Origin of the sequence: Stenotrophomonas maltophilia, assembly GCF_025642255.1 — a bacterium.
Classification (GTDB): domain Bacteria; phylum Pseudomonadota; class Gammaproteobacteria; order Xanthomonadales; family Xanthomonadaceae; genus Stenotrophomonas; species Stenotrophomonas maltophilia_P.
Map to the genome: position 1 here is coordinate 644,783 of NZ_CP106759.1, position 19,264 is coordinate 664,046.

General features: G+C 66.6%; 15 protein-coding genes and 1 riboswitch. Of the genes, 8 read left to right on the forward strand and 7 right to left on the reverse strand.

From position 1 onward, the window contains the following. Nucleotides 1–9: 9 nt before the first annotated feature. On the forward strand, nt 10–1,245 hold the full coding sequence (gene ftsZ / locus N8888_RS02885; RefSeq protein ID WP_053516450.1) for a cell division protein FtsZ: 1,236 nt from the start codon (nt 10–12) through the stop codon (nt 1,243–1,245). Between the two features lie 188 nt (nt 1,246–1,433). Next, complete coding sequence (gene lpxC / locus N8888_RS02890; protein WP_053516449.1) at nt 1,434–2,345, forward strand: UDP-3-O-acyl-N-acetylglucosamine deacetylase; 912 nt, start codon at nt 1,434–1,436, stop codon at nt 2,343–2,345. Between the two features lie 281 nt (nt 2,346–2,626). On the opposite strand, the gene N8888_RS02895 is transcribed toward lpxC, so the two are convergent. Further along, nucleotides 2,627–3,076, reverse strand: coding sequence for a DciA family protein (locus tag N8888_RS02895; RefSeq protein ID WP_053516447.1), 450 nt, complete (start codon nt 3,074–3,076; stop codon nt 2,627–2,629). 12 nt (nt 3,077–3,088) lie between these two features. Between N8888_RS02895 and N8888_RS02900 the strand changes: the two genes are divergently transcribed. The 3 genes from N8888_RS02900 to N8888_RS02910 all read left to right on the forward strand — a co-directional run bounded on the left by N8888_RS02900 (nt 3,089) and on the right by N8888_RS02910 (nt 8,095). Next, nucleotides 3,089–4,042 carry a M23 family metallopeptidase gene (locus tag N8888_RS02900; RefSeq protein WP_053516446.1) on the forward strand — a complete coding sequence of 318 codons (954 nt, stop codon included), beginning with the start codon at nt 3,089–3,091 and terminating at the stop codon, nt 4,040–4,042. A gap of 264 nt (nt 4,043–4,306) precedes the next feature. Continuing rightward, entirely contained in the window at nt 4,307–7,039 is a 2,733-nt protein-coding gene (gene secA / locus N8888_RS02905; protein ID WP_053516445.1) for a preprotein translocase subunit SecA, read from the forward strand. A gap of 102 nt (nt 7,040–7,141) precedes the next feature. Continuing rightward, on the forward strand, nt 7,142–8,095 hold the full coding sequence (locus tag N8888_RS02910) for a Nudix family hydrolase (protein WP_053516444.1): 954 nt from the start codon (nt 7,142–7,144) through the stop codon (nt 8,093–8,095). A 71-nt stretch (nt 8,096–8,166) separates the two neighbouring features. On the opposite strand, the gene N8888_RS02915 is transcribed toward N8888_RS02910, so the two are convergent. Next, a complete protein-coding gene (locus N8888_RS02915; protein WP_111186308.1) occupies nt 8,167–8,745 on the reverse strand; it encodes a DUF4124 domain-containing protein in 579 nt (192 codons plus the stop codon). A 40-nt stretch (nt 8,746–8,785) separates the two neighbouring features. Further along, nucleotides 8,786–9,613, reverse strand: coding sequence for a methylenetetrahydrofolate reductase [NAD(P)H] (metF, locus tag N8888_RS02920; protein WP_111186343.1), 828 nt, complete (start codon nt 9,611–9,613; stop codon nt 8,786–8,788). 138 nt (nt 9,614–9,751) lie between these two features. On the opposite strand from metF, the gene N8888_RS02925 reads away from it, so the two are divergent. Further along, a complete protein-coding gene (locus tag N8888_RS02925) occupies nt 9,752–10,309 on the forward strand; it encodes a DUF3228 family protein (protein ID WP_065175850.1) in 558 nt (185 codons plus the stop codon). Between the two features lie 26 nt (nt 10,310–10,335). On the opposite strand, the gene N8888_RS02930 is transcribed toward N8888_RS02925, so the two are convergent. From N8888_RS02930 to ahcY, 3 genes are all read right to left on the reverse strand, one after another. Next, complete coding sequence (locus tag N8888_RS02930; RefSeq protein ID WP_262217945.1) at nt 10,336–10,821, reverse strand: hypothetical protein; 486 nt, start codon at nt 10,819–10,821, stop codon at nt 10,336–10,338. After that, nucleotides 10,821–11,294 carry a Cys-tRNA(Pro) deacylase gene (gene ybaK / locus N8888_RS02935; RefSeq protein ID WP_053516440.1) on the reverse strand — a complete coding sequence of 158 codons (474 nt, stop codon included), beginning with the start codon at nt 11,292–11,294 and terminating at the stop codon, nt 10,821–10,823. The genes N8888_RS02930 and ybaK overlap by 1 nt, the downstream gene beginning before the upstream one ends. A 224-nt stretch (nt 11,295–11,518) precedes the next feature. Next, nucleotides 11,519–12,964 (reverse strand): adenosylhomocysteinase, encoded by a 1,446-nt coding sequence (ahcY, locus tag N8888_RS02940; RefSeq protein ID WP_065182797.1) that lies wholly within the window; start codon nt 12,962–12,964, stop codon nt 11,519–11,521. A 36-nt stretch (nt 12,965–13,000) separates the two neighbouring features. Continuing rightward, nucleotides 13,001–13,084, reverse strand: a riboswitch (S-adenosyl-L-homocysteine riboswitch). 118 nt (nt 13,085–13,202) lie between these two features. Here ahcY and N8888_RS02945 point away from each other — a divergent pair. Next, entirely contained in the window at nt 13,203–15,719 is a 2,517-nt protein-coding gene (locus N8888_RS02945) for a S9 family peptidase (RefSeq protein ID WP_263177391.1), read from the forward strand. Between the two features lie 169 nt (nt 15,720–15,888). Next, nucleotides 15,889–18,600, forward strand: coding sequence for a phosphoenolpyruvate carboxylase (gene ppc / locus N8888_RS02950; RefSeq protein WP_263178329.1), 2,712 nt, complete (start codon nt 15,889–15,891; stop codon nt 18,598–18,600). Between the two features lie 66 nt (nt 18,601–18,666). Here ppc and N8888_RS02955 read toward each other — a convergent pair whose 3' ends face one another. Then, on the reverse strand, nt 18,667–19,173 hold the full coding sequence (locus N8888_RS02955; RefSeq protein WP_053516435.1) for an acyl-CoA thioesterase: 507 nt from the start codon (nt 19,171–19,173) through the stop codon (nt 18,667–18,669). Nucleotides 19,174–19,264 lie beyond the last annotated feature (91 nt).

The window sequence follows — 19,264 nt, forward strand, 5'->3', positions numbered from 1 at the left end:
GACACGGACATGGCGCATTTTGAACTGATCGAAAAGATGGCACCCAATGCGGTGATCAAGGTGGTTGGCGTGGGCGGCGGCGGCGGCAATGCCGTGGCGCACATGGTCAACTCGGCGGTGGACGGCGTGGAGTTCATCACCGCCAACACCGACTCGCAGGCCATCAAGAATTGCGGTGCGAAGCTGCAGCTGCAGCTGGGCACCAACGTGACCAAGGGCCTGGGCGCAGGCGCGAACCCGGAAGTGGGCCGCCAGGCCGCCCTGGAAGACCGTGAGCGCATCATGGACGCCCTGCAGGGCGCCGATATGGTGTTCATCACCGCCGGCATGGGCGGTGGCACCGGCACCGGTGCGGCGCCGGTGGTGGCGCAGCTGGCCAAGGAAATGGGCATCCTGACCGTGGCCGTGGTCACCAAGCCGTTCCCGTTCGAAGGCCGTCGCCGCATGCAGGTTGCGCTGAAGGGCATCGAGGAACTGAGCCAGCACTGCGACTCGCTGATCACGATTCCGAACGAGAAGCTGATCACCGTGCTGGGCCGCAACGCCACCATGATCCAGGCGTTCCGTGCTGCCAATGACGTGCTGCAGGGCGCCGTGCAGGGCATCGCTGACCTGATCGTGCGTCCGGGCCTGATCAACGTCGACTTCGCCGACGTGCGCACCGTCATGTCCGAAATGGGCCTGGCGATGATGGGTACCGGCACCGCCCGTGGCGATGACCGTGCCCAGGCTGCCGCCGAAGCGGCGATCCAGAACCCGCTGCTGGACGATGTGAACCTGGCCGGTGCCAACGGCATCCTGGTCAACATCACCGCCGGCGCCGACTTCACCATGGCCGAGTTCGACGAGATCGGCCGCACCATCGATGGCTTCGCGTCCGAAGATGCCACCGTGGTGGTCGGTACCGTGCTGGATCCGGACATGCAGGACGAAGTGCGCGTGACGGTGGTGGCTACCGGCCTGAACCGCGTGTCGGCCAGCAAGAGCCAGCGTCCGGGCGAGCGTGCGCCGATCAAGCTGGTGCGCAATGCCACCACCGGCCAGCCGGAGTTCGGCGAGTTCGACACGGGTGGCGACGCGGTCTCCAAGGCCGTGGGCGGCATGGGCCTGGGCCTGCGTCGTGCCAGCAGCGATACCGCGGCAGCCTCCACCGCGTCGGCCCCGGCCTCTTCGGCCCCGGCGGCGGCGGAACTGCCGAACGATTACCTGGACATCCCGGCGTTCCTGCGCCGCCAGGCGGACTGAGCGGAGCTGCCCGGGGCTTGTCCTCCCCGGGTCGCGCCACCATGTCCTGAAGTGCGGGCGCCGGGCCAGGATAGGCCCGGCGGCCCTTCACGCGTGTCCCACCCGCGCGCCGGTGTGTCCTGCCGCCGTTTCAGCCGGGGTAGGGGAGTGCGCGTGTTAATCTAAGGTGTCACTTCCGGTCTGCCCCCATGATCCAGCAACGCACCCTCAAGAACACGATCCGCGCCACCGGCGTTGGCCTGCACAGCGGTGACAAGGTCTACATGACCCTGCGCCCGGCACCGGTCAACCACGGCATCGTGTTCCGCCGCGTGGATCTGGATCCGGTGGTGGAAGTGCCGGCCAAGGCGGAGCTGGTCACCGAAGTGACCCTGTGCACCGGCCTGACCTGCAACGACGCCAAGGTCCAGACCGTTGAACACCTGATGTCGGCTCTGGCCGGCCTGGGTGTGGACAACATCATCGTTGAGCTGTCCTCGGCAGAGCTGCCGATCATGGACGGTTCGGCCGGCCCGTTCGTGTTCCTGCTGCAGTCGGCAGGCATCGTGGAACAGGATGCGCCCAAGCGCTTCATCCGCGTGCTCAAGACCGTGGAAGTGACCGAGGGTGACAAGGTGGCCCGCTTCACGCCCTACGAGGGGTACAAGCTGGGCTTCACCATCCAGTTCGACCACCCGATGATCCCGGCCAAGCAGTCACGCCAGGAAATCGAATTCTCCACGCTGGCGTACACCAAGGAAATCTCCCGCGCGCGCACCTTCGGCTTCATGCGCGACCTGGAGTACATGCGTGAACGCAATCTGGGCCTGGGCGGGTCGATGGACAACGCCATCGTGCTTGACGAGTTCCGCGTGCTCAACGAAGACGGGCTGCGATACGCCGACGAATTCGTGCGCCACAAGATTCTTGATGCGATCGGCGACCTCTACCTCGCCGGTGGCCAGGTGCTGGGCGCCTACGAGGGCTTCAAGTCCGGTCACGCGCTCAACAACAAGCTGGTGCGCGCGCTGATGGCCGATGCCAGCGCGTGGGAGTGGGTCAGCTATGACTCGCCGGCGGTACCGGATCCGGTCGAGTACGCCACCCCGGCCTACGCCTGATCCACATAACGTTTTGAATTGAAAGGAAAAAACGCCGCCTCTCAGGGCGGCGTCCGCATTTCTGGAGGCTGCGATGGATACGACGCAGCAGGTGACGCGACTGTCGGTCTGTCGTCACGGTTTCGTGAACCTGTTGGATCGGAAGCCTGAATTTAACGTTGTTTTAACAACAATCTAACGACAGGTCCACCGGGGACCGCTAGGATGCGACCCGGCCCCCGAAATGTTTCACGCTGCGGTGACACGCGCGACGGGGAGCGGAGCAGGAGGCTCCGTTGTCCTCAGGACCGCTTCTTCGGCTTCGAAGGAACATCCTGCAGGGCTGCCAAGGCGTCGCGTAGCCCTTTGTGCGTGGCGGCTGAAACTGCGTGGGGGCCATTCCGGTTGTCGATCGCTGGGGAGCGTGAGGGAGTGGTGGACGCAGTCTTGATGGTCACCCTGGTGGCCTTCAGCCCGATGGACCGGGCCGCGTCGAGAAGCTGGGCCTCGGCAAGCCGGAACTTGGCATGCCAGACCGGGGACTCGACGAGAAAAACGAGGTGTTCCCCGTCCACATTGGCCAGCCGGCAACGGCTGCGCAGAGGTGGCGGCAACTGGGGGCGCAACTGACGGTCCAGCGCGTCGAGCCACAAGGCACGCCGCAGCGGGTTCCCGCTTTTGTCCGCCATTACCGCATCCAGTGCCGGTTTCGGCACGGAAGCGGGGCGAACGCTGGATTTCGGCTCAGACATGAAAACTCACTGATGGCATTCAAAAAGATCGTAATCAAAACGCGTGAAGGTCAGGCCAAATCGGCGCTCACGCGTTTGCGGTTCTATTTCGAGGACCGCCCCCGTGCCCTGCTGGGCAGCGTGCTCGGGGTAGGCTGCATTATCGGCTTTGCAGGCGGAATCGGCGCCAACGCGTTCAACGATTCGCGGCTGCAGGCCAAGGTCGACCGCCAGGAGGCTGAACTGGCCAAGGTCCAGCGCGATGCGCAGACCCAGGTCAACGCGTTGGCGGCCCGCCTCGGCGAGCTGCAGGCGCAGGCCACCCGCCTCAACGCCCTGGGCGAACGGCTGACCCAGATGGGCAAGCTGGAAGATGGCGAGTTCGACTTCAACGAAACTCCCGGCCTGGGTGACGGCGATGCCGGCGGCCCGACCTCGGACATCCCGGTCAAGGATGTCAACGCCGACTTACAGGTGCTGGAGCAGCGTTTCGCTGCTTCAGGCCGCCAGCTGTCGGTGATGGAATCGCTGATGTTCGATCACCAGCTGCAGCAGAACGCCGTGCCTTCGCGCATGCCGATCCGCAACAGCTATGTCACGTCCGGCTTCGGCACCCGTGCCGACCCCTTCGGCCGCGGTGCCGCCACCCACAAGGGCATGGACTTCCACGCCCGGGTCGGCGATCCGGTCATGGCCGTGGCCGATGGCGTGGTCAGCTTCTCCGGCGTCAAGGGCGGCTACGGCAACGTCGTCGATGTCGACCATGGCAACGGCTACGTCACCCGCTACGCGCACAATTCGCGCCTGGTCGTGAAGGTCGGCGATCTGGTCCGTGCCGGCCAGGAAGTGGCCAAGGCCGGTTCCACCGGTCGCTCCACCGGCGCCCACGTGCACTTCGAGGTGTGGGAAAACGGCAACGTGGTCAACCCGCGCAAGTTCCTCGGCGACGGCGGCAACACGCCGGTCGGCCGTATCAGCCGCGGCTGATTCCAGCGCCGGGCATGGCCCGGCGCCACCCTCCTTGGGGTCAGATCCTTTCGCCACGGCGAAAGGGATCCGACCCCTTTGCTCAACCCCGGTTTGCCGGATCCGGGCCGATCACGCCGCACGGGACGCTTGAAACCCCTCCCGGCCGTCCCAAGCTACAATGGGTGTTGCCATCGACAGGGCGCCAAGCGCCCTGTTTCGTTTGCGGCGGACGGATTCCCCAGGGAAGGCCGGGCGTCGTGTCCATCCAACCCGGTTCCTTCAATGATCAACAGCCTGCTTACCCGCGTATTTGGCAGTCGTAACGAACGACAGCTGCGCCAGCTCAACCGCATCGTCGCCAAGATCAATGCGCTGGAGCCGGAGATCGAGAAGCTTTCCGACGAGCAGCTGCAGGCCAAGACGCCGGAGTTCAAGCAGCGCATCGCCGGCGGTGAGGCCCTGGACAAGGTCCTGCCGGAAGCATTCGCGGTCTGCCGCGAAGCCGGTCGCCGCGTGCTCGGCATGCGCCACTACGACGTGCAGCTGATCGGCGGCATGGTCCTGCACCTGGGCAAGATCGCCGAAATGCGTACCGGTGAAGGCAAGACCCTGGTGGCCACGCTGCCGGTGTACCTCAACGCGCTGGAAGGCAAGGGCGTGCACGTGGTCACCGTGAACGACTACCTGGCCCGCCGCGATGCCGCGCAGATGGGCAAGCTGTACAACTGGCTGGGCCTGAGCGTGGGCGTGGTGTATCCGGGCATGCCGCACAGCGACAAGCGCGAAGCCTATTCCGCCGACATCACCTACGGCACCAACAACGAATTCGGTTTCGACTACCTGCGCGACAACATGGCGCTGTCCAAGGCCGATCGCTACCAGCGCGGCCTGCATTACGCCATCGTCGACGAAGTCGACTCCATCCTGATCGACGAAGCACGCACCCCGCTGATCATCTCCGGCCCGGCCGACGATTCCCCGGAGCTGTACATCCGCGTCAACCGCATCGTGCCGAACCTGGTCAAGCAGGAAGTGGAAGACGGCGAGGGCGACTTCTGGGTCGACGAGAAGGGCAAGCAGGTGCACCTGTCCGAAGCGGGCATGGAGCACGCCGAACAGCTGCTGGTCGAGGCCGGCATCCTCAACGGCGACACCGAAGGCCTGTACGCGGCGCAGAACCTGACCGTGGTCCACCACCTCAACGCCGCCCTGCGCGCGCACGCCATCTACCAGCGTGACGTGGACTACATCGTGCGCGATGGTGAAGTGGTGATCGTGGACGAGTTCACCGGCCGTACCCTGGCCGGTCGCCGCTGGTCCGACGGCCTGCACCAGGCGGTGGAGGCGAAGGAAGGCGTGCCGGTGCAGCGTGAGAACCAGACGCTGGCCAGCATTACCTTCCAGAACCTGTTCCGCATGTACAAGAAGCTGTCCGGCATGACCGGTACGGCCGATACCGAAGCATTCGAGTTCCAGAGCATCTACGGCCTGGAAGTGGTGGTGATCCCGACCAACCGCCCGACCATCCGCAAGGACAGCCCGGACCAGGTGTTCCTCAACCGCAAGGGCAAGTTCAACGCGGTGCTGGCCGACATCGAGGAATGCGCCAAGCGCGGCCAGCCGGTGCTGGTCGGTACCACCTCGATCGAAACCTCGGAAATGCTGTCCGAGCACCTGCGCAAGGCGGGCGTGAAGCACGAAGTGCTCAACGCCAAGCAGCACGACCGCGAAGCGACCATCGTCGCCAATGCCGGTCGTCCCGGCGCGGTGACCATCGCCACCAACATGGCCGGTCGTGGTACCGACATCGTGCTCGGTGGTTCGCTGGAAGCCGAGCTGCATGCGCTGGGCGAAGATGCCACCGATGAACAGAAGGCGGCGATCAAGGCCGACTGGCAGCAGCGCCACGAAGCAGTGAAGGCGGCAGGCGGCCTGCACATCGTCGGCACCGAGCGCCATGAATCGCGTCGTATCGACAACCAGCTGCGTGGCCGTTCGGGCCGCCAGGGCGACCCGGGTTCGTCCCGCTTCTACCTGTCGCTGGAAGACAACCTGATGCGCATCTTCGCCTCCGACTGGGTGCAGAAGGCCATGCGCATGATGGGCATGAAGGAAGACGACGTCATCGAAGACCGCCTGGTCAGCCGCCAGATCGAGAAGGCGCAGCGCAAGGTCGAGGCCCACAACTTCGACATCCGCAAGAACCTGCTGGACTTCGACGACGTCAACAACGACCAGCGCAAGGTCATCTACGCCCAGCGCGATGAACTGCTGGACGCCGAATCGGTGAAGGAGAACGTCGATGGCATCCGCGACGACGTCGTCTTCGACATCGTTGCGCGCTTCGTGCCGCCGAACTCGGTGGACGAGCAGTGGGACCTGCGTGGCCTGGAAGCGACCCTGGAGTCGGAGTTCGGCCTGCAGATGTCGCTGACCGACCTGGTCAAGTCGCACGAGGAACTGGACGCCGAAACCATCGCCGCCAAGGTGCAGGAGCGCGTCAACCAGCACTTCGCCGAGAAGGAAGCCAGCGTCGGCGACGAGACCATGCGCGCGCTGGAAAAGCACGTGATGCTGACTGTGCTGGACCAGAGCTGGAAGGAGCACCTGGCACGCATGGACTACCTGCGCCAGGGCATCTACCTGCGGGGTTACGCGCAGAAGCAGCCGAAGCAGGAGTACAAGAAGGAAGCCTTCGAGCTGTTCTCGGACATGCTGGAGAACGTCAAGCGCGAAGTGGTGACCCTGCTCGCCCGCGTGCGCATCCGCAGCGACGAGGAAGTGCAGGCACTGGAAGCGGCCGAGCGCCAGCAGGTCGAGGCACGCCTGCGCCAGTCGCAGTTCCAGCACCAGGACGCCGGCGGCTACAGCGCCGACGAGGAAGCGGCGCAGGTGCAGGCCGCGCAGCAGGGCGTGGCCCAGGTGCAGCGCGAAGAAGCCAAGATCGGCCGCAACGATCCGTGCCCGTGCGGCAGTGGCAAGAAGTACAAGCACTGCCACGGCCAGCTGAGCTGACCGGCCACAGAGCCCCGCGAAAGCGGGGCTCTCCCGTTCTGGGGCAGGAAAGTACGCGATCCGCGATTGCGCCGGTCCCCCTGTTGTAGGCATGCTCCCTGCATGCCTTCCCCCACCCGATCGATCCATGTCGTGGCGGCCGTCATCACCGACGCCCGTGGCCGCGTGCTGCTCAACCGTCGTACCGAGAACCGCGACATGGCCGGCCTGTGGGAGTTCCCCGGCGGCAAGCGCGAAGCGGGCGAAACCTCCGCGCAGGCCCTCGTGCGTGAACTGCGCGAGGAACTGGGCATCGAAGCCGAGGTCGGCGACTGGATCATGGACGTGCCACAGCGGTACCCGGACAAGCACCTGACGCTGGAGGTGCGGCACGTCCGCAGTTGGAAGGGCACGCCGCGCGGTCGCGAAGGCCAGGCCATCACCTGGGTCGCGCAGGACAAGCTCGGACGCTACTCGATGCCGCCGGCCGACCTGCCGGTGGTGGCGGCACTGCGCGAGCCCGACTGCTATCTGGTCACCCCTGCACCGGGTGAGGACGAGGCCGGTCAACGGCAGTGGCAGGAACGGCTGCAGCGCGCGGTCAGTGGCGGCCAGCAGCGCATCCAGCTGCGCCTGCCGCTGCAGCATCCTCGCCGTCAGGCCCTGATCGAGCAGGCGCTGCGTGCGCACCGGCGCGGGGTGCAGTGGCTGCTGAACCGCGATATCGAACTGGCGCGCTCGCTGGGTGTCGGCGTGCATCTGGGCAGCGAACAGCTGTTGTCCCTGCAGGCGCGACCGTTGCCGGATGGGCAGCTGGTGGGAGCCTCCTGCCACGATCTTGAGCAGCTGCAGGCCGCACAACGGCTGGGATGCGACTTCGCCGTGCTTGGGCCGGTGCAGGCGACCGCCAGCCATCCCGAGGCAACGCCGCTGGGCTGGGATGCGTTTGCCGCCCTGCGTGCACAGGTATCGCTGCCCATCTACGCGCTGGGTGGGATGGCACGCGGCCAGGTCGCTGAGGCGCGCCGCCATGGTGGGCAGGGCATCGCCGCCATCCGCAGCCTGTGGCCGGAGTAGAGCACGCTCGCGGGGTCAGATCCCCGCGCAGCCGGGCTCTGACCCCATTGCCGGGATCGGACCCCTAGCGATCACAATGTGATCCAGAAACAGCCGTACTGACGTCGCAGTCCCAGCACCGTCGCGGCGCGGGTGGCGCTGCCAGGCAGCGTCTGCTCAAGCCGCAGGCCTACGGGATGGCGCGACGTGGAGGGCTCGGTCGCGGATCCGGCCAGTGCAGGATCCTCGTCCTGGAGAAGGGCCTGTGCCTGCTGCGGATAGACCGGCACGACGTCCACCAGTGGCCGCCGCGCCAGCGACTCCAGCTGGCCGAGGATGCGCTGCGCGCCCGCGTCGGACACCGCCCCCCAGAGATAGAGTGAGGACAAGCGGTTCACGTCGTTGCCGGTGATGCCGGTGCGCAGGGCCTGTACCAGCTCGCTCAGGCGGCGCGGGCAGCGCGCCCCCAGCGAGTCCTGCGGCAGGTGGTTGCCGGCAGGAGCGGGAGGTGGCAGCCGTGATCGCGCGCCGATGCTGTCGCAGGGCCGGTCGGTGTAGACGCTCTGGCCTTGTGCATCGGTGCAGCGGTTCAGGCGCGAGGCCTGGCCGTGGGCAACGCCGGGCGCAGCGGACAGCAGCAGCGGCAGCAGCAGGAGTGAAATGGATCTCATCGACGCAGGGTAGCGCCGAATGCACGCGTGCAGCGTGCTTTCAGCCCCGCAGCAGTTTCAACACGGCCGTTGTCGGCTTGGCCAGGTTCAGTGTGTAGAAGTGCAGGCCCGGCGCGCCGCCTTCGATCAGGCGCTGGCACAGCTTGGCCACCACTTCGGCGCCGAATGCACGCACCGATGCCGCGTCATCGCCGTAGGCCTGCATCTTGCGGCCGATCCAGCGCGGGATCTCGGCACCGCATTGCTCGGAGAAGCGGCGCAGCTGGCTGAAGTTGGCGATCGGCATGATGCCGGGCGTGATCGGCACGTCCACGCCAAGCCGGCGCACTTCATCCACGAAGTGGAAGTAGGCGTCGGGGTTGAAGAAGTACTGGGTGATCGCCGCGTCGGCGCCGGCATCGATCTTGGCCTTGAAGTGCTTCAGGTCGGCCAGGGCATCGGAGGCCTGCGGATGTGTTTCGGGGTAGGCACCGACCTCGATGCGGAAGGCATTGCCATGTTCGGCACGGATGAAGGCGATCAGTTCGGCGGCGTAGCGCAGGTCGCCAGGAAAGCCCATGCCCGAGGGCAGGTCACCCCGCAGTGCGACCAGCCGGCGGCAGCCGATGGCGCGGTACAGCTTGAGCAGCTCGCGGATTTCCTGGCGGGTGCCGCCGACACAGGAGAGATGAGGCGCCGCCTCGAAGCCGTGGTGCTGGTTGAGATGGCGCACGGTCTCTGAGGTGTAGCTCAGGGTCGAGCCACCGGCGCCGAACGTACAGGACACGTACTCGGGCGCGTAGTCCTTCAGCTTCGCCGCGGCACGGTCGAGCTGGCTGCGCTGTTCGTCGGTCTTGGGCGGATAGAACTCGAAGCTGATGGCGGTCATGGCACGGGCGATGGCGGCGGGTGCGAACCAGTATATCGCTTCATCAAGATGGATGTGCAATGAATGTGTGAAGCGCCTGCCGCGAAGGGGGAAGGGCGGGTACCCTGTGCCACTGAATTCCTGATCACGCCGCACACCATGTCCATCGTCCTTACCGATTTCGCCCGTCCCCGCCTGTTCCCGCGCGTGCCGCGCGGCAACACCATCCAGGACTGCACTGCCGAGCAGTTCGAGGCGTATCTCAACGCACACGCACCGCTGAAGGTGCTCGACGGCTACGCGCCGTTCTGCAAGCTGTTCGTCTACGAGAACTGGACCAGCACGCGCTGCCTGACCGTGCCGGTCACCGATGCCAACCGCCACCTGCTGCGCAGCGGCTACGAAGCGCGCAACCGCGATGAGCTCCCGGTGCTGGTGCGTTGGTTCGAAGGCGTCGAATCGCCGCGTGCGAACTACCTGGTGGTGATCCTGTACAGCGCCGAGCAGCTGGCCAAAGAGGGCTCACCGATCGATGCGGACTGGGGCATCGTCGGCTGCATCTACACTGCCGAACCGGAGGAGGTGCCGATGGCGCCGATCACGATGATGCGCAATGCGCTCGGTGTGGAGGAGGGGGGTTCCGGCGTGCCGCTGGACCGTGAGGCCTACCAGCGTTCGGTGGCGTTCTGGGAGAACAACGCCAACTGGCGGCCGTAAGCCCGGTCACGTGCGTCCGGCCGCGCTCAGCCGGAAAGCCATTCCCACCACGGGTAATGGTATTCGCGGTCGATTGCCTGCCAGTGCTGGCCGCAGTGTGCACAGGCGACCATGTGGCAATCGCCCCAACCATCCTCGGCCTCCTGCAACGAGAGCAGCTGCATGTGGCTTTGTTCAATCAGGCGCCGGGGATCGAAGAACGGGTAGGTGGGGTTGAGCGCGCACAGGCAACCCTCGTGCGCCTTCCAGTAGCGCAATCGTCGCAGCGCCGCCTTCAGGTGCGCCTGGTTGCTGACCAGCATGCCGCCGAGTTCGACGGGCTGGCAGTGTCGCTCGATCAGGTCGGCGTGCGATGCCAGAGCTTCCAGCGAGGAGGGGGTGAACAACCGTGCAACCGTACGCGCGGCGTCGGTGATGCGGCTGGCGTCGCGCGACAGCAGATCCTGCAGCAGCACGTCGGCCTGTGCATCGTCGAGCCGGGGTATCGGCGCTGCGGACCACGGCCAGCGCATCAGCGGGCCTTGCCGATGGCGGCGTAATGGCCGGCCGTAAGGCGCAGCAGGTCGGCCGGCGCCAGTTCCACTTCCAGTCCACGACGCCCGGCGCTGACATGCAGGCTGGGCAACACCTGCGCACTGGCATCCAGGAACGTGCGCAGGCGCTTCTTCTGCCCGAGCGGGCTGATGCCACCGACCACGTAGCCGGTGGCGCGCTGGGCGGCGTCGGCAGCGGCCATCTCACACTTCCGGCAGCCGGCTGCTTCCGCCAACGCCTTCAGGTCCAACTGGCCGGCCACCGGCACGATCGCCACCAGCAGCTCGTGGGTTTCGGTGCTGGCCAGCAGGGTCTTGAATACCTGTGCCGGATCGAGGCCCAGCTTGTCGACGGCCTCGCCACCATACGATTCGGCGTGGGCATCGTGCACGTAGCTGCGTACGGTGTGGGCGATCTTCTCGCGCTTGAGCAGGGTGATGGCCGGAGTCATGGGCGCATCGTAGCGTGGGGCGACGCGGCTGCCTTGACCGAGGCTGTTGCCATGATCTGGTAGCGCCGGACCATGCCCGGTGGCGTGGAGATCGTATTGCCTGCGTGTCGATGAGCAGGCGCCCTGTACCCGCCGGGCATGGCCCGGCGCTACCGGCGTGCCGAATGCAGAACGGGCGCCCGAAGGCGCCCGTTCTTTCTGCTTCCGTTACCCCGGGCGCGGCATCAGTAGCGGTAGTGGTCCGGCTTGAACGGGCCTTCCACCGGCACGCCGATGTAGTCGGCCTGTTCCTGGGTCAGGGTGGTCAGCTTCACGCCGATCTTCTCCAGGTGCAGGCGTGCCACTTCCTCGTCCAGCTTCTTCGGCAGCAGGTAGACCTTCTTCTCGTAGCTGTCCTTGTTCGCCCACAGGTCGATCTGTGCCAGGGTCTGGTTGGCGAAGCTGTTGGACATCACGAAGCTCGGGTGGCCGGTGGCACAGCCCAGGTTCACCAGGCGGCCCTCGGCCAGCAGGAAGATCGCATTGCCGTTCGGGAAGACGTACTTGTCGACCTGCGGCTTGATGTTCACGTGCTTGATGCCCGGGTAGGACACCAGCGCATCGACCTGGATCTCGTTGTCGAAGTGGCCGATGTTGCAGACGATCGCCTGGTCCTTCATCGCGCTCAGGTGCTCGATGCGGATGATGTCCTTGTTGCCGGTGGTGGTGACGTACAGGTCGGCACGGCCCAGGGTCGATTCGATGGTGTTGACTTCATAGCCTTCCATCGCTGCCTGCAGGGCGCAGATCGGATCGATTTCGGTCACGACCACGCGTGCGCCGTAGGCACGCAGCGAGGCGGCGCAGCCCTTGCCGACGTCACCGTAACCGCAGACCACGGCCAGCTTGCCGGCCAGCATCACGTCCATGGCACGCTTCAGGCCATCGGCCAGCGACTCGCGGCAGCCGTACAGGTTGTCGAACTTGCTCTTGGTGACCGAATCGTTGACGTTGATCGCCGGAATCAGCAGGGTGCCGGCCTGGGCCAGCTGGTACAGGCGGTGCACGCCGGTGGTGGTCTCTTCGGAGACGCCCTTCCAGTCCTTGACCACGCGGCCCCAGTAACCCGGGCGCTCCTTGGCCACGCGCTTGAGCAGGTTCTTGATGACCTGTTCCTCGTGCGAGGAGGAGGCGGTGTTGACCCAGTCACTGCCGTTTTCCAGCTCGTAGCCCTTGTGGATCAGCAGGGTGACGTCGCCACCGTCATCGACCACCAGCTCCGGACCGGTCAGGGTGCCGTCGGCCAGGGTGAAGGTGAGCGCGTCCAGGGTGCAGTCCCAGTACTCTTCCAGGGTCTCGCCCTTCCAGGCGAACACCGGGGTGCCGGTGGCGGCGATGGCCGCAGCCGCATGGTCCTGGGTCGAGAAGATGTTGCACGAGGCCCAGCGCACGTCGGCGCCGATGTCCTTCAGCGTTTCGATCAGCACCGCGGTCTGGATGGTCATGTGCAGCGAGCCGGTCACGCGCACGCCCTTCAGCGGCAGCTCGGCCTGGTACTTGCGGCGGATCGACATCAGGCCCGGCATTTCATGCTCGGCGATGTCCAGTTCCTTGCGGCCCCAGTCGGCCAGGGTGATGTCGCGGATCTTGTAATCGCCTTCGGTGGAGAAGGTCTTGGCAACAGCGTTCATGCAGTAGCTCCGGTTGTGGGCGAGCGGGTGCTCGCATCTAGCCGGGCGCCGTTGTTACAGAGCCACCTCACCGAGCCTGGCCGGCCTCATGGGGGTCCGGTCGCAGCGCCCCTCGGGAGGGGAGAACGGCCATTATATCGCGCGCCCGGTGTTTCATCGGCGTGACCCAACCATCGGCAGATGGGCGCCTGTGCACGGACTGTTAAGGTCGGGTTTTAACGCACCCTCAGGTGGAACGATGAGCACGCATGTACGCCGCAACCGGCGCTTGACCGGCCTGGTCCTGTCCATGGCCCTGTTGGCGGTGGCCCCGCTGGCCTGGGCGGCAGCGCCGCAGCCTGCGGCGGCCCAGGCCCAGGGGGCAAACGGCTACGAGCTGCCCTCGGCCGAGCTGCAGGCGGTGGTCGACGCCCCGCGTGCGCCCTCGCTGTACCTGTCGCCGCGCCGCGATGTGGCCGCGCTGATGCAGATGCCGTCGCTGCCGTCGATCCAGGTGGTGGCCCAGCCGGAACTGAAGCTGGCAGGCCTGCGCATCAACCCGCGCACGTTCTCCGACAGCCGTTTCAGCTTCGGCGAGAAGCTGTGGCTGATGAGCGTGGCCGACGGCAGGGAGCGGCAGATCAGCGGCCTGCCGGGCACGCTGTCGATTGCCAGCCTGGCATGGTCGCCGGACCAGAAGTGGCTGGCCTTCAACCAGGTCGACGCCGCCAGCGGCGCCAACGAACTATGGCTGGTGGATGTGGCCGCCGGCAGCGCCCGTCGCCTGGTCGCCGGCCTGAACACGGTGATCGGCAGCGGCTACCAGTGGCTGCCGGACAGCCGTGGTCTGGTGGTGTTCACCCGCCCGGCCAACCTCGGCGCCGCCCCGGCCGCCGACGGCATTCCCACCGGCCCCGCCGTGCAGCAGACCAGCCAGGGCGGCGGCGTGGTGTCGATCCGTACCTATCAGGACCTGCTGAAGAACGAGGCCGACGCGCGCCAGTTCGACTACTACGCCACCACCCAGCCGATGGAAGTCAGCCTGGATGGCCGCACCCGCGCGATCGGCGCGGCGGGCATCTTCATGGGCTTCTCGGTGTCGCCGGATGGCCGCTTCGTGCTGCGCCAGCCGGTGCAGCGGCCGTACTCCTATGTGGTGCCGGTCAGCAGCTTCCCGCGCCGCATTGAAGTGATCGACCGTGCCAGCGGCCAACTGGTGCACACCGTGGCCGTGCGCCCGCTGGTGGAAGGCCTGCCGACCGGCAACGACGCCGAAGTGACCGGCGTGCGCGACATCAGCTGGCGCGGCGATGCCGATGCCACACTGGTCTGGGCCGAAGCCCAGGACGGTGGTGATCCGAACCGCGACGCCAAGGTGCGCGACGCGGTGCTGATGCAGGCCGCCCCGTTCGACAGGCCGCCGGTGACGCTGGCCCAGCTCGGCAGCCGTCTGGCCGGCATCAGCTGGGGCCGTGGCGACCTGGCCCTGCTCACCGAGTCGTGGTGGAAGACCCGCAGGACCAAGACCTGGTTGATTGCCCCGGACAACGCCGGTGCCGAGCCGCGCCTGCTGTGGGATCGTGATGCGCAGGACCGCTATTCCGATCCTGGCCGGCCCCAGCTGTCCAGCGACGATCGCGGCCGCTCGCTGCTGCAGACCAGCCCCGATGGTGGCAGCCTGTATCTGGTTGGTGCCGGTGCTTCGCCGGAAGGTGACCGTCCGTTCGTGGACCGCTTCGACATCGCCAGCGGAAAGGCCATCCGCCTGTTCCACTCGCAGGCGCCGAACTATTCGGTGCCGGTGGCATTGCTGGACAACCAGGGCAGCTCGCTGCTGCTGAGCCGTGAAAGCCCGGACGAGCCGACCAACTTCCATGTGCAGTCGCTCACCGATGCCGGCGCGGCATCGCGCGCGCTGACCCACTTCCCGCATCCGCTGCCGCAGCTCAAGGGCGTGCAGAAGGAGCAGATCCGCTACAAGCGTGCCGACGGCGTGGACCTCACGGCCACGCTGCTGCTGCCGCCGGGCTACGATCCCACGCGCGACGGCCCGCGCCCGCTGCTGATGTGGGCCTACCCGGGCGAGTTCAAGAGCGCCGCGGCCGCCAGCCAGGTCACCGATTCGCCGTACCGTTTCAACGCGATCAGCTACTGGGGCCCGCAGGCCTTCCTGGCCAAGGGCTATGTGGTGCTGGCAAGTCCTTCGATGCCGATCATCGGCGAGGGCGACAAGGAACCCAACGACACCTATATCGAACAGCTGGTGGCCAATGCCCAGGCTGCGGTGGACGAAGTGGTGCGCCGTGGCGTGACCGACCGCGACCATATCGCCATCGGCGGCCATTCCTACGGTGCGTTCATGACCGCGAACCTGCTTGCGCATACGCGCCTGTTCAAGGCCGGCATCGCCCGCAGTGGTGCCTACAACCGTACGCTGACGCCGTTCGGCTTCCAGGCCGAAGAGCGCAACTACTGGCAGGCGCAGGACGTGTATCAGAAGATGGCGCCGTTCAACTATGCGGACCGGATCAAGGATCCGATCCTGTTCATTCACGGCGTGGATGACAACAATTCCGGCACCTTCCCGATGCAGAGCGAGCGCATGTTCGCCGCGGTGAAGGGACTCGGAGGGACGGCGCGCCTGGTGATGCTGCCGAACGAATCACACGCCTATCGTGCACGCGAATCGATCATGACCATGCTGGCCGAGAGCGAGCGCTGGCTGGAGCAGACCATCGGCCCGGCAGCCTCGGGCAAGGCGAAGAAGAAGCGCTGACACGTGCATGCCGGCGGCCCCTGCGAGGGGGCCGCCCCGACGCGGTTGCATTCCACATCGGCAGCGCTGGCGTTGCATGCAGATGAAACCATTTCTGCATCGCAGCACAGCCCCCGATCTGGGATAGGCTTGGATCCAGGATCCGTTGACCGAGGCCCGTGCGTCGCCGATGAACGAGTACCGCAGCAGCATCGAGTTTGCTTCTCCCGATCTTCCGCTCCGCGATGACGTGCGCCGGCTCGGCGCGCTGGTCGGCGACCTGCTGGTCGAGCAGGTTTCGGCAACCTTCCTCGACGATGTCGAGGATGTGCGCACGCGGGCCATCGCCCGCCGCGAAAACCAGGCGCCGCTGTCGGAGCTGGCCGATGGCCTGGCCGGTCGTACGCCGCAGCAGGCCGAGACGATGGTGCGGGCATTCAGCACCTACTTCCAGGTGGTCAACATTGCCGAGCGCGTGCACCGCATCCGCCGCCGCCGCGACTACCAGCGCGCCGGTACTGCCGCGCCGCAGCCGGATGGCCTGCAGGATGCGCTGCAGCACCTGAAGGCGCAGGGCGTGACGCTGGATGAGTTGGCGCAGTGGCTGCCGCGCATCGATATCGAACCGGTGTTCACTGCGCATCCGACCGAAGCCGTGCGCCGCGCACTGCTGGAGAAAGAGCAGCTGATGGTGGCCAGCCTGGTCGACAACCTCGACGGCCAGCGCACGCCGGGCGAGGCGGCAGCGGATGCTGCACGCTTCCGCATGGCGCTGACCGCTTCCTGGCAGACCACCGACTCCTCGCCGGTGCGGCCGACGGTCGATGACGAGCGCGAGCATGTCGGCTTCTATCTGGTGCAGGTGCTGTACCGGGTGATACCCGTGCTGTACGAATCCCTGCAGCAGGCGCTGCGTGATACCTATGGCGAAGAACTGGCGCTGCCGCGCCTGCTGCGTTTCGGCACATGGGTGGGCGGCGACATGGACGGCAACCCGAACGTGGACGCCCGCACCATCCGCAGCACGCTCGATGCCCAGCGACAGGCAGTGCTGGGGCGCTACCAGAAGGAACTGCTGCAGCTGGCCAGCCTGCTCAGCCAGTCCACCGAGCGGGTGGGCGTGAGCGATGCGCTGCAGGCGCGCGTGTCGCACTACCAGCAGCTGTTGCCGAAGGTGCAGTCGCGCCCGCGGCACGCCGACATGCCGTACCGGCTGCTCAACGACCGCATGCGTGCGCGCCTGCAGGCCACCCTGGACGATGCAGAGGGAGCCTATGCAGGCCCGGACGAGCTGATCGACGATCTGCAGCTGATCCTCGACAGCCTGCGTGCCAACCGTGGCGAGCATGCCGGCGGATTCGCCGTGCAGCGACTGTTGTGGCGGGTGAAGACGTTCGGCTTCCATCTGGCGCGGCTGGACGTGCGGCAGGAATCGAGCGTGCATGCGCGCGCGCTGGCGGCGGTGCTGGGCGGCGAAGCGGCCTGGGAAGGATTGGATCCATTGGCCCGCGCAGGCCTGCTCGGCCCACACGCCAGCGGCGAGCAGCCGCTGCCGGTGGGTGACGACGAGGGCAACCAGCGACTGGATGCGGTGTTCGCGGCGCTGGCCGACGCGCGCGCGCGGCATGGCAGCGAGGCGCTGGGCAGCTACATCATCTCGATGGCACATGATCGCAGCGATGTGCTGGCCGTGCTTGCGCTGGCGCGCCGTGGCGGATTGGCTGACGAGGACGGCGCGGTGCCGCTGGACATCGCACCGCTGTTCGAGACGGTGGACGATCTCAAGCGCGGTACCGCGACGCTGCGCGACCTGCTGGCCGATCCGGTCTATCGCGCTCATCTGCGGGCACGCGGTGATGTGCAGATGGTGATGCTGGGTTACTCCGACAGCAGCAAGGACGGCGGCATCGCCGCCTCGCGCTGGGGCCTGCAGCGTGCGCAGGTGGAACTGCTGGACGTGGCGGCGGAGGCCGGCATCCGCCTGACCTTCTTCCACGGCCGTGGTGGTTCGATCAGCCGGGGCGGTGGCAAGACCACGCACGCGGTGGACGCGTCGCCACGTGGCAGCATCGATGGTCGCCTGCGCGTGACCGAGCAGGGCGAGGTGATCCACCGCAAGTACGGCATCCGCGCGCTGGCGCTGCGATCGCTCGAGCAGGCCACCGGTGCGGTGCTGCGGGCCAGTCTGCGTCCGCGTGCCGCGGAACCTCGCGAGGAGGGCTGGCGACCGGTGATGGACGTGGTCGCCGCCGCCAGCAGCGAGGTCTATCGCGCCTTCGTCGGCCAGGCCGGTTTCATGGATTACTTCCGAACGGCGACGCCGATCGATGTGATCGAGCGGATGACGCTGGGTTCACGGCCGTCGCGTCGTCTCGGCCAGGATGCGGCACTGGGCAACCTGCGTGCGATCCCGTGGGTATTCGCCTGGAGCCAGGCCCGCGCGGTGATTCCCGGCTGGTATGGCGTGGGCAGCGGCCTGCAGGCGGCGGTGGATGCCGGCCATGAACCTGTCCTGCGCGACATGGCGCGCGACTGGCCGTTCTTCCGCACCTTCCTGGACGACATCGCAATGGTGCTGTCCAAGGGCGATATCACCATCGCCGAACAGTTCTCGCGTCTCTCCGGTGACCTGCACGGGCGCTTTTTCCCGCAGATCCAGCACGAACTGGCGCTGACCCGCCGCTGGCTGCTGGCACTGATGGACCAGCAGACCTTGCTGGAGCACGATGCGCGACTGGCGCTGTCGATCCGCCTGCGCAATCCCTATGTCGATCCGATCAGCGTGCTGCAGGTGGACCTGCTGCAGCGCTGGCGCACAAGCGGGCGGGAGGACGAAGAACTGCTGCGCGCGCTGGTGGCCTGCGTGAATGGTGTTTCGCAGGGCGTGCAGAATACCGGGTGAGTGCATCCGCCGGGCATGGCCCGGCGCTACCCGCTTCGGTGGGTGCGGGGCTTGCCCCGCACGCTCTCATTCTTCAGGCGAAGGCGGATTGGACGCCAGCAGTTCCAGGTGCCGTTGCTCCATTTCCTGCCGCAGCTGGCGCCGGATCAGCGCGGCGGCCTGCCGGCGCTTTTCGTCCGAACTGGCGGGCTGCAGCGGGGGGACAGGCGTTGGCCGCCCCTCTTCGTCCACCGCCACCATGGTGAAGAAACAGCTGTTGGCGTGGCGCACGCTGCGCTTGAGGATGTCCTCGGCCACCACCTTGATGCCGATCTCCATCGACGAGGTGCCGGTGTAGTTCACCGAGGCCAGGAACGTCACCAGTTCGCCCACCGCGATCGGTTGGCGGAACATCACCTGGTCCACCGACAGGGTGACCACGTAGCTGCCGGCGTAGCGGCTGGCACAGGCGTAGGCAACCTGGTCGAGCAGGCGCAGGATTGCGCCGCCGTGGACCTTGCCGGAGAAGTTGGCCATCTCCGGCGACATCAGCACGGTCATGGACAGCTGGTGGGTTTTGAGTTCGGTCGACATGCACCGATTGTATCGGCGTGGCGCAGCTCGTGTAGAGCCGAGCCCGTGCTCGGCTGCTCTCGGCGCAGGCAAAAGAAAGCCGAGCATGGGC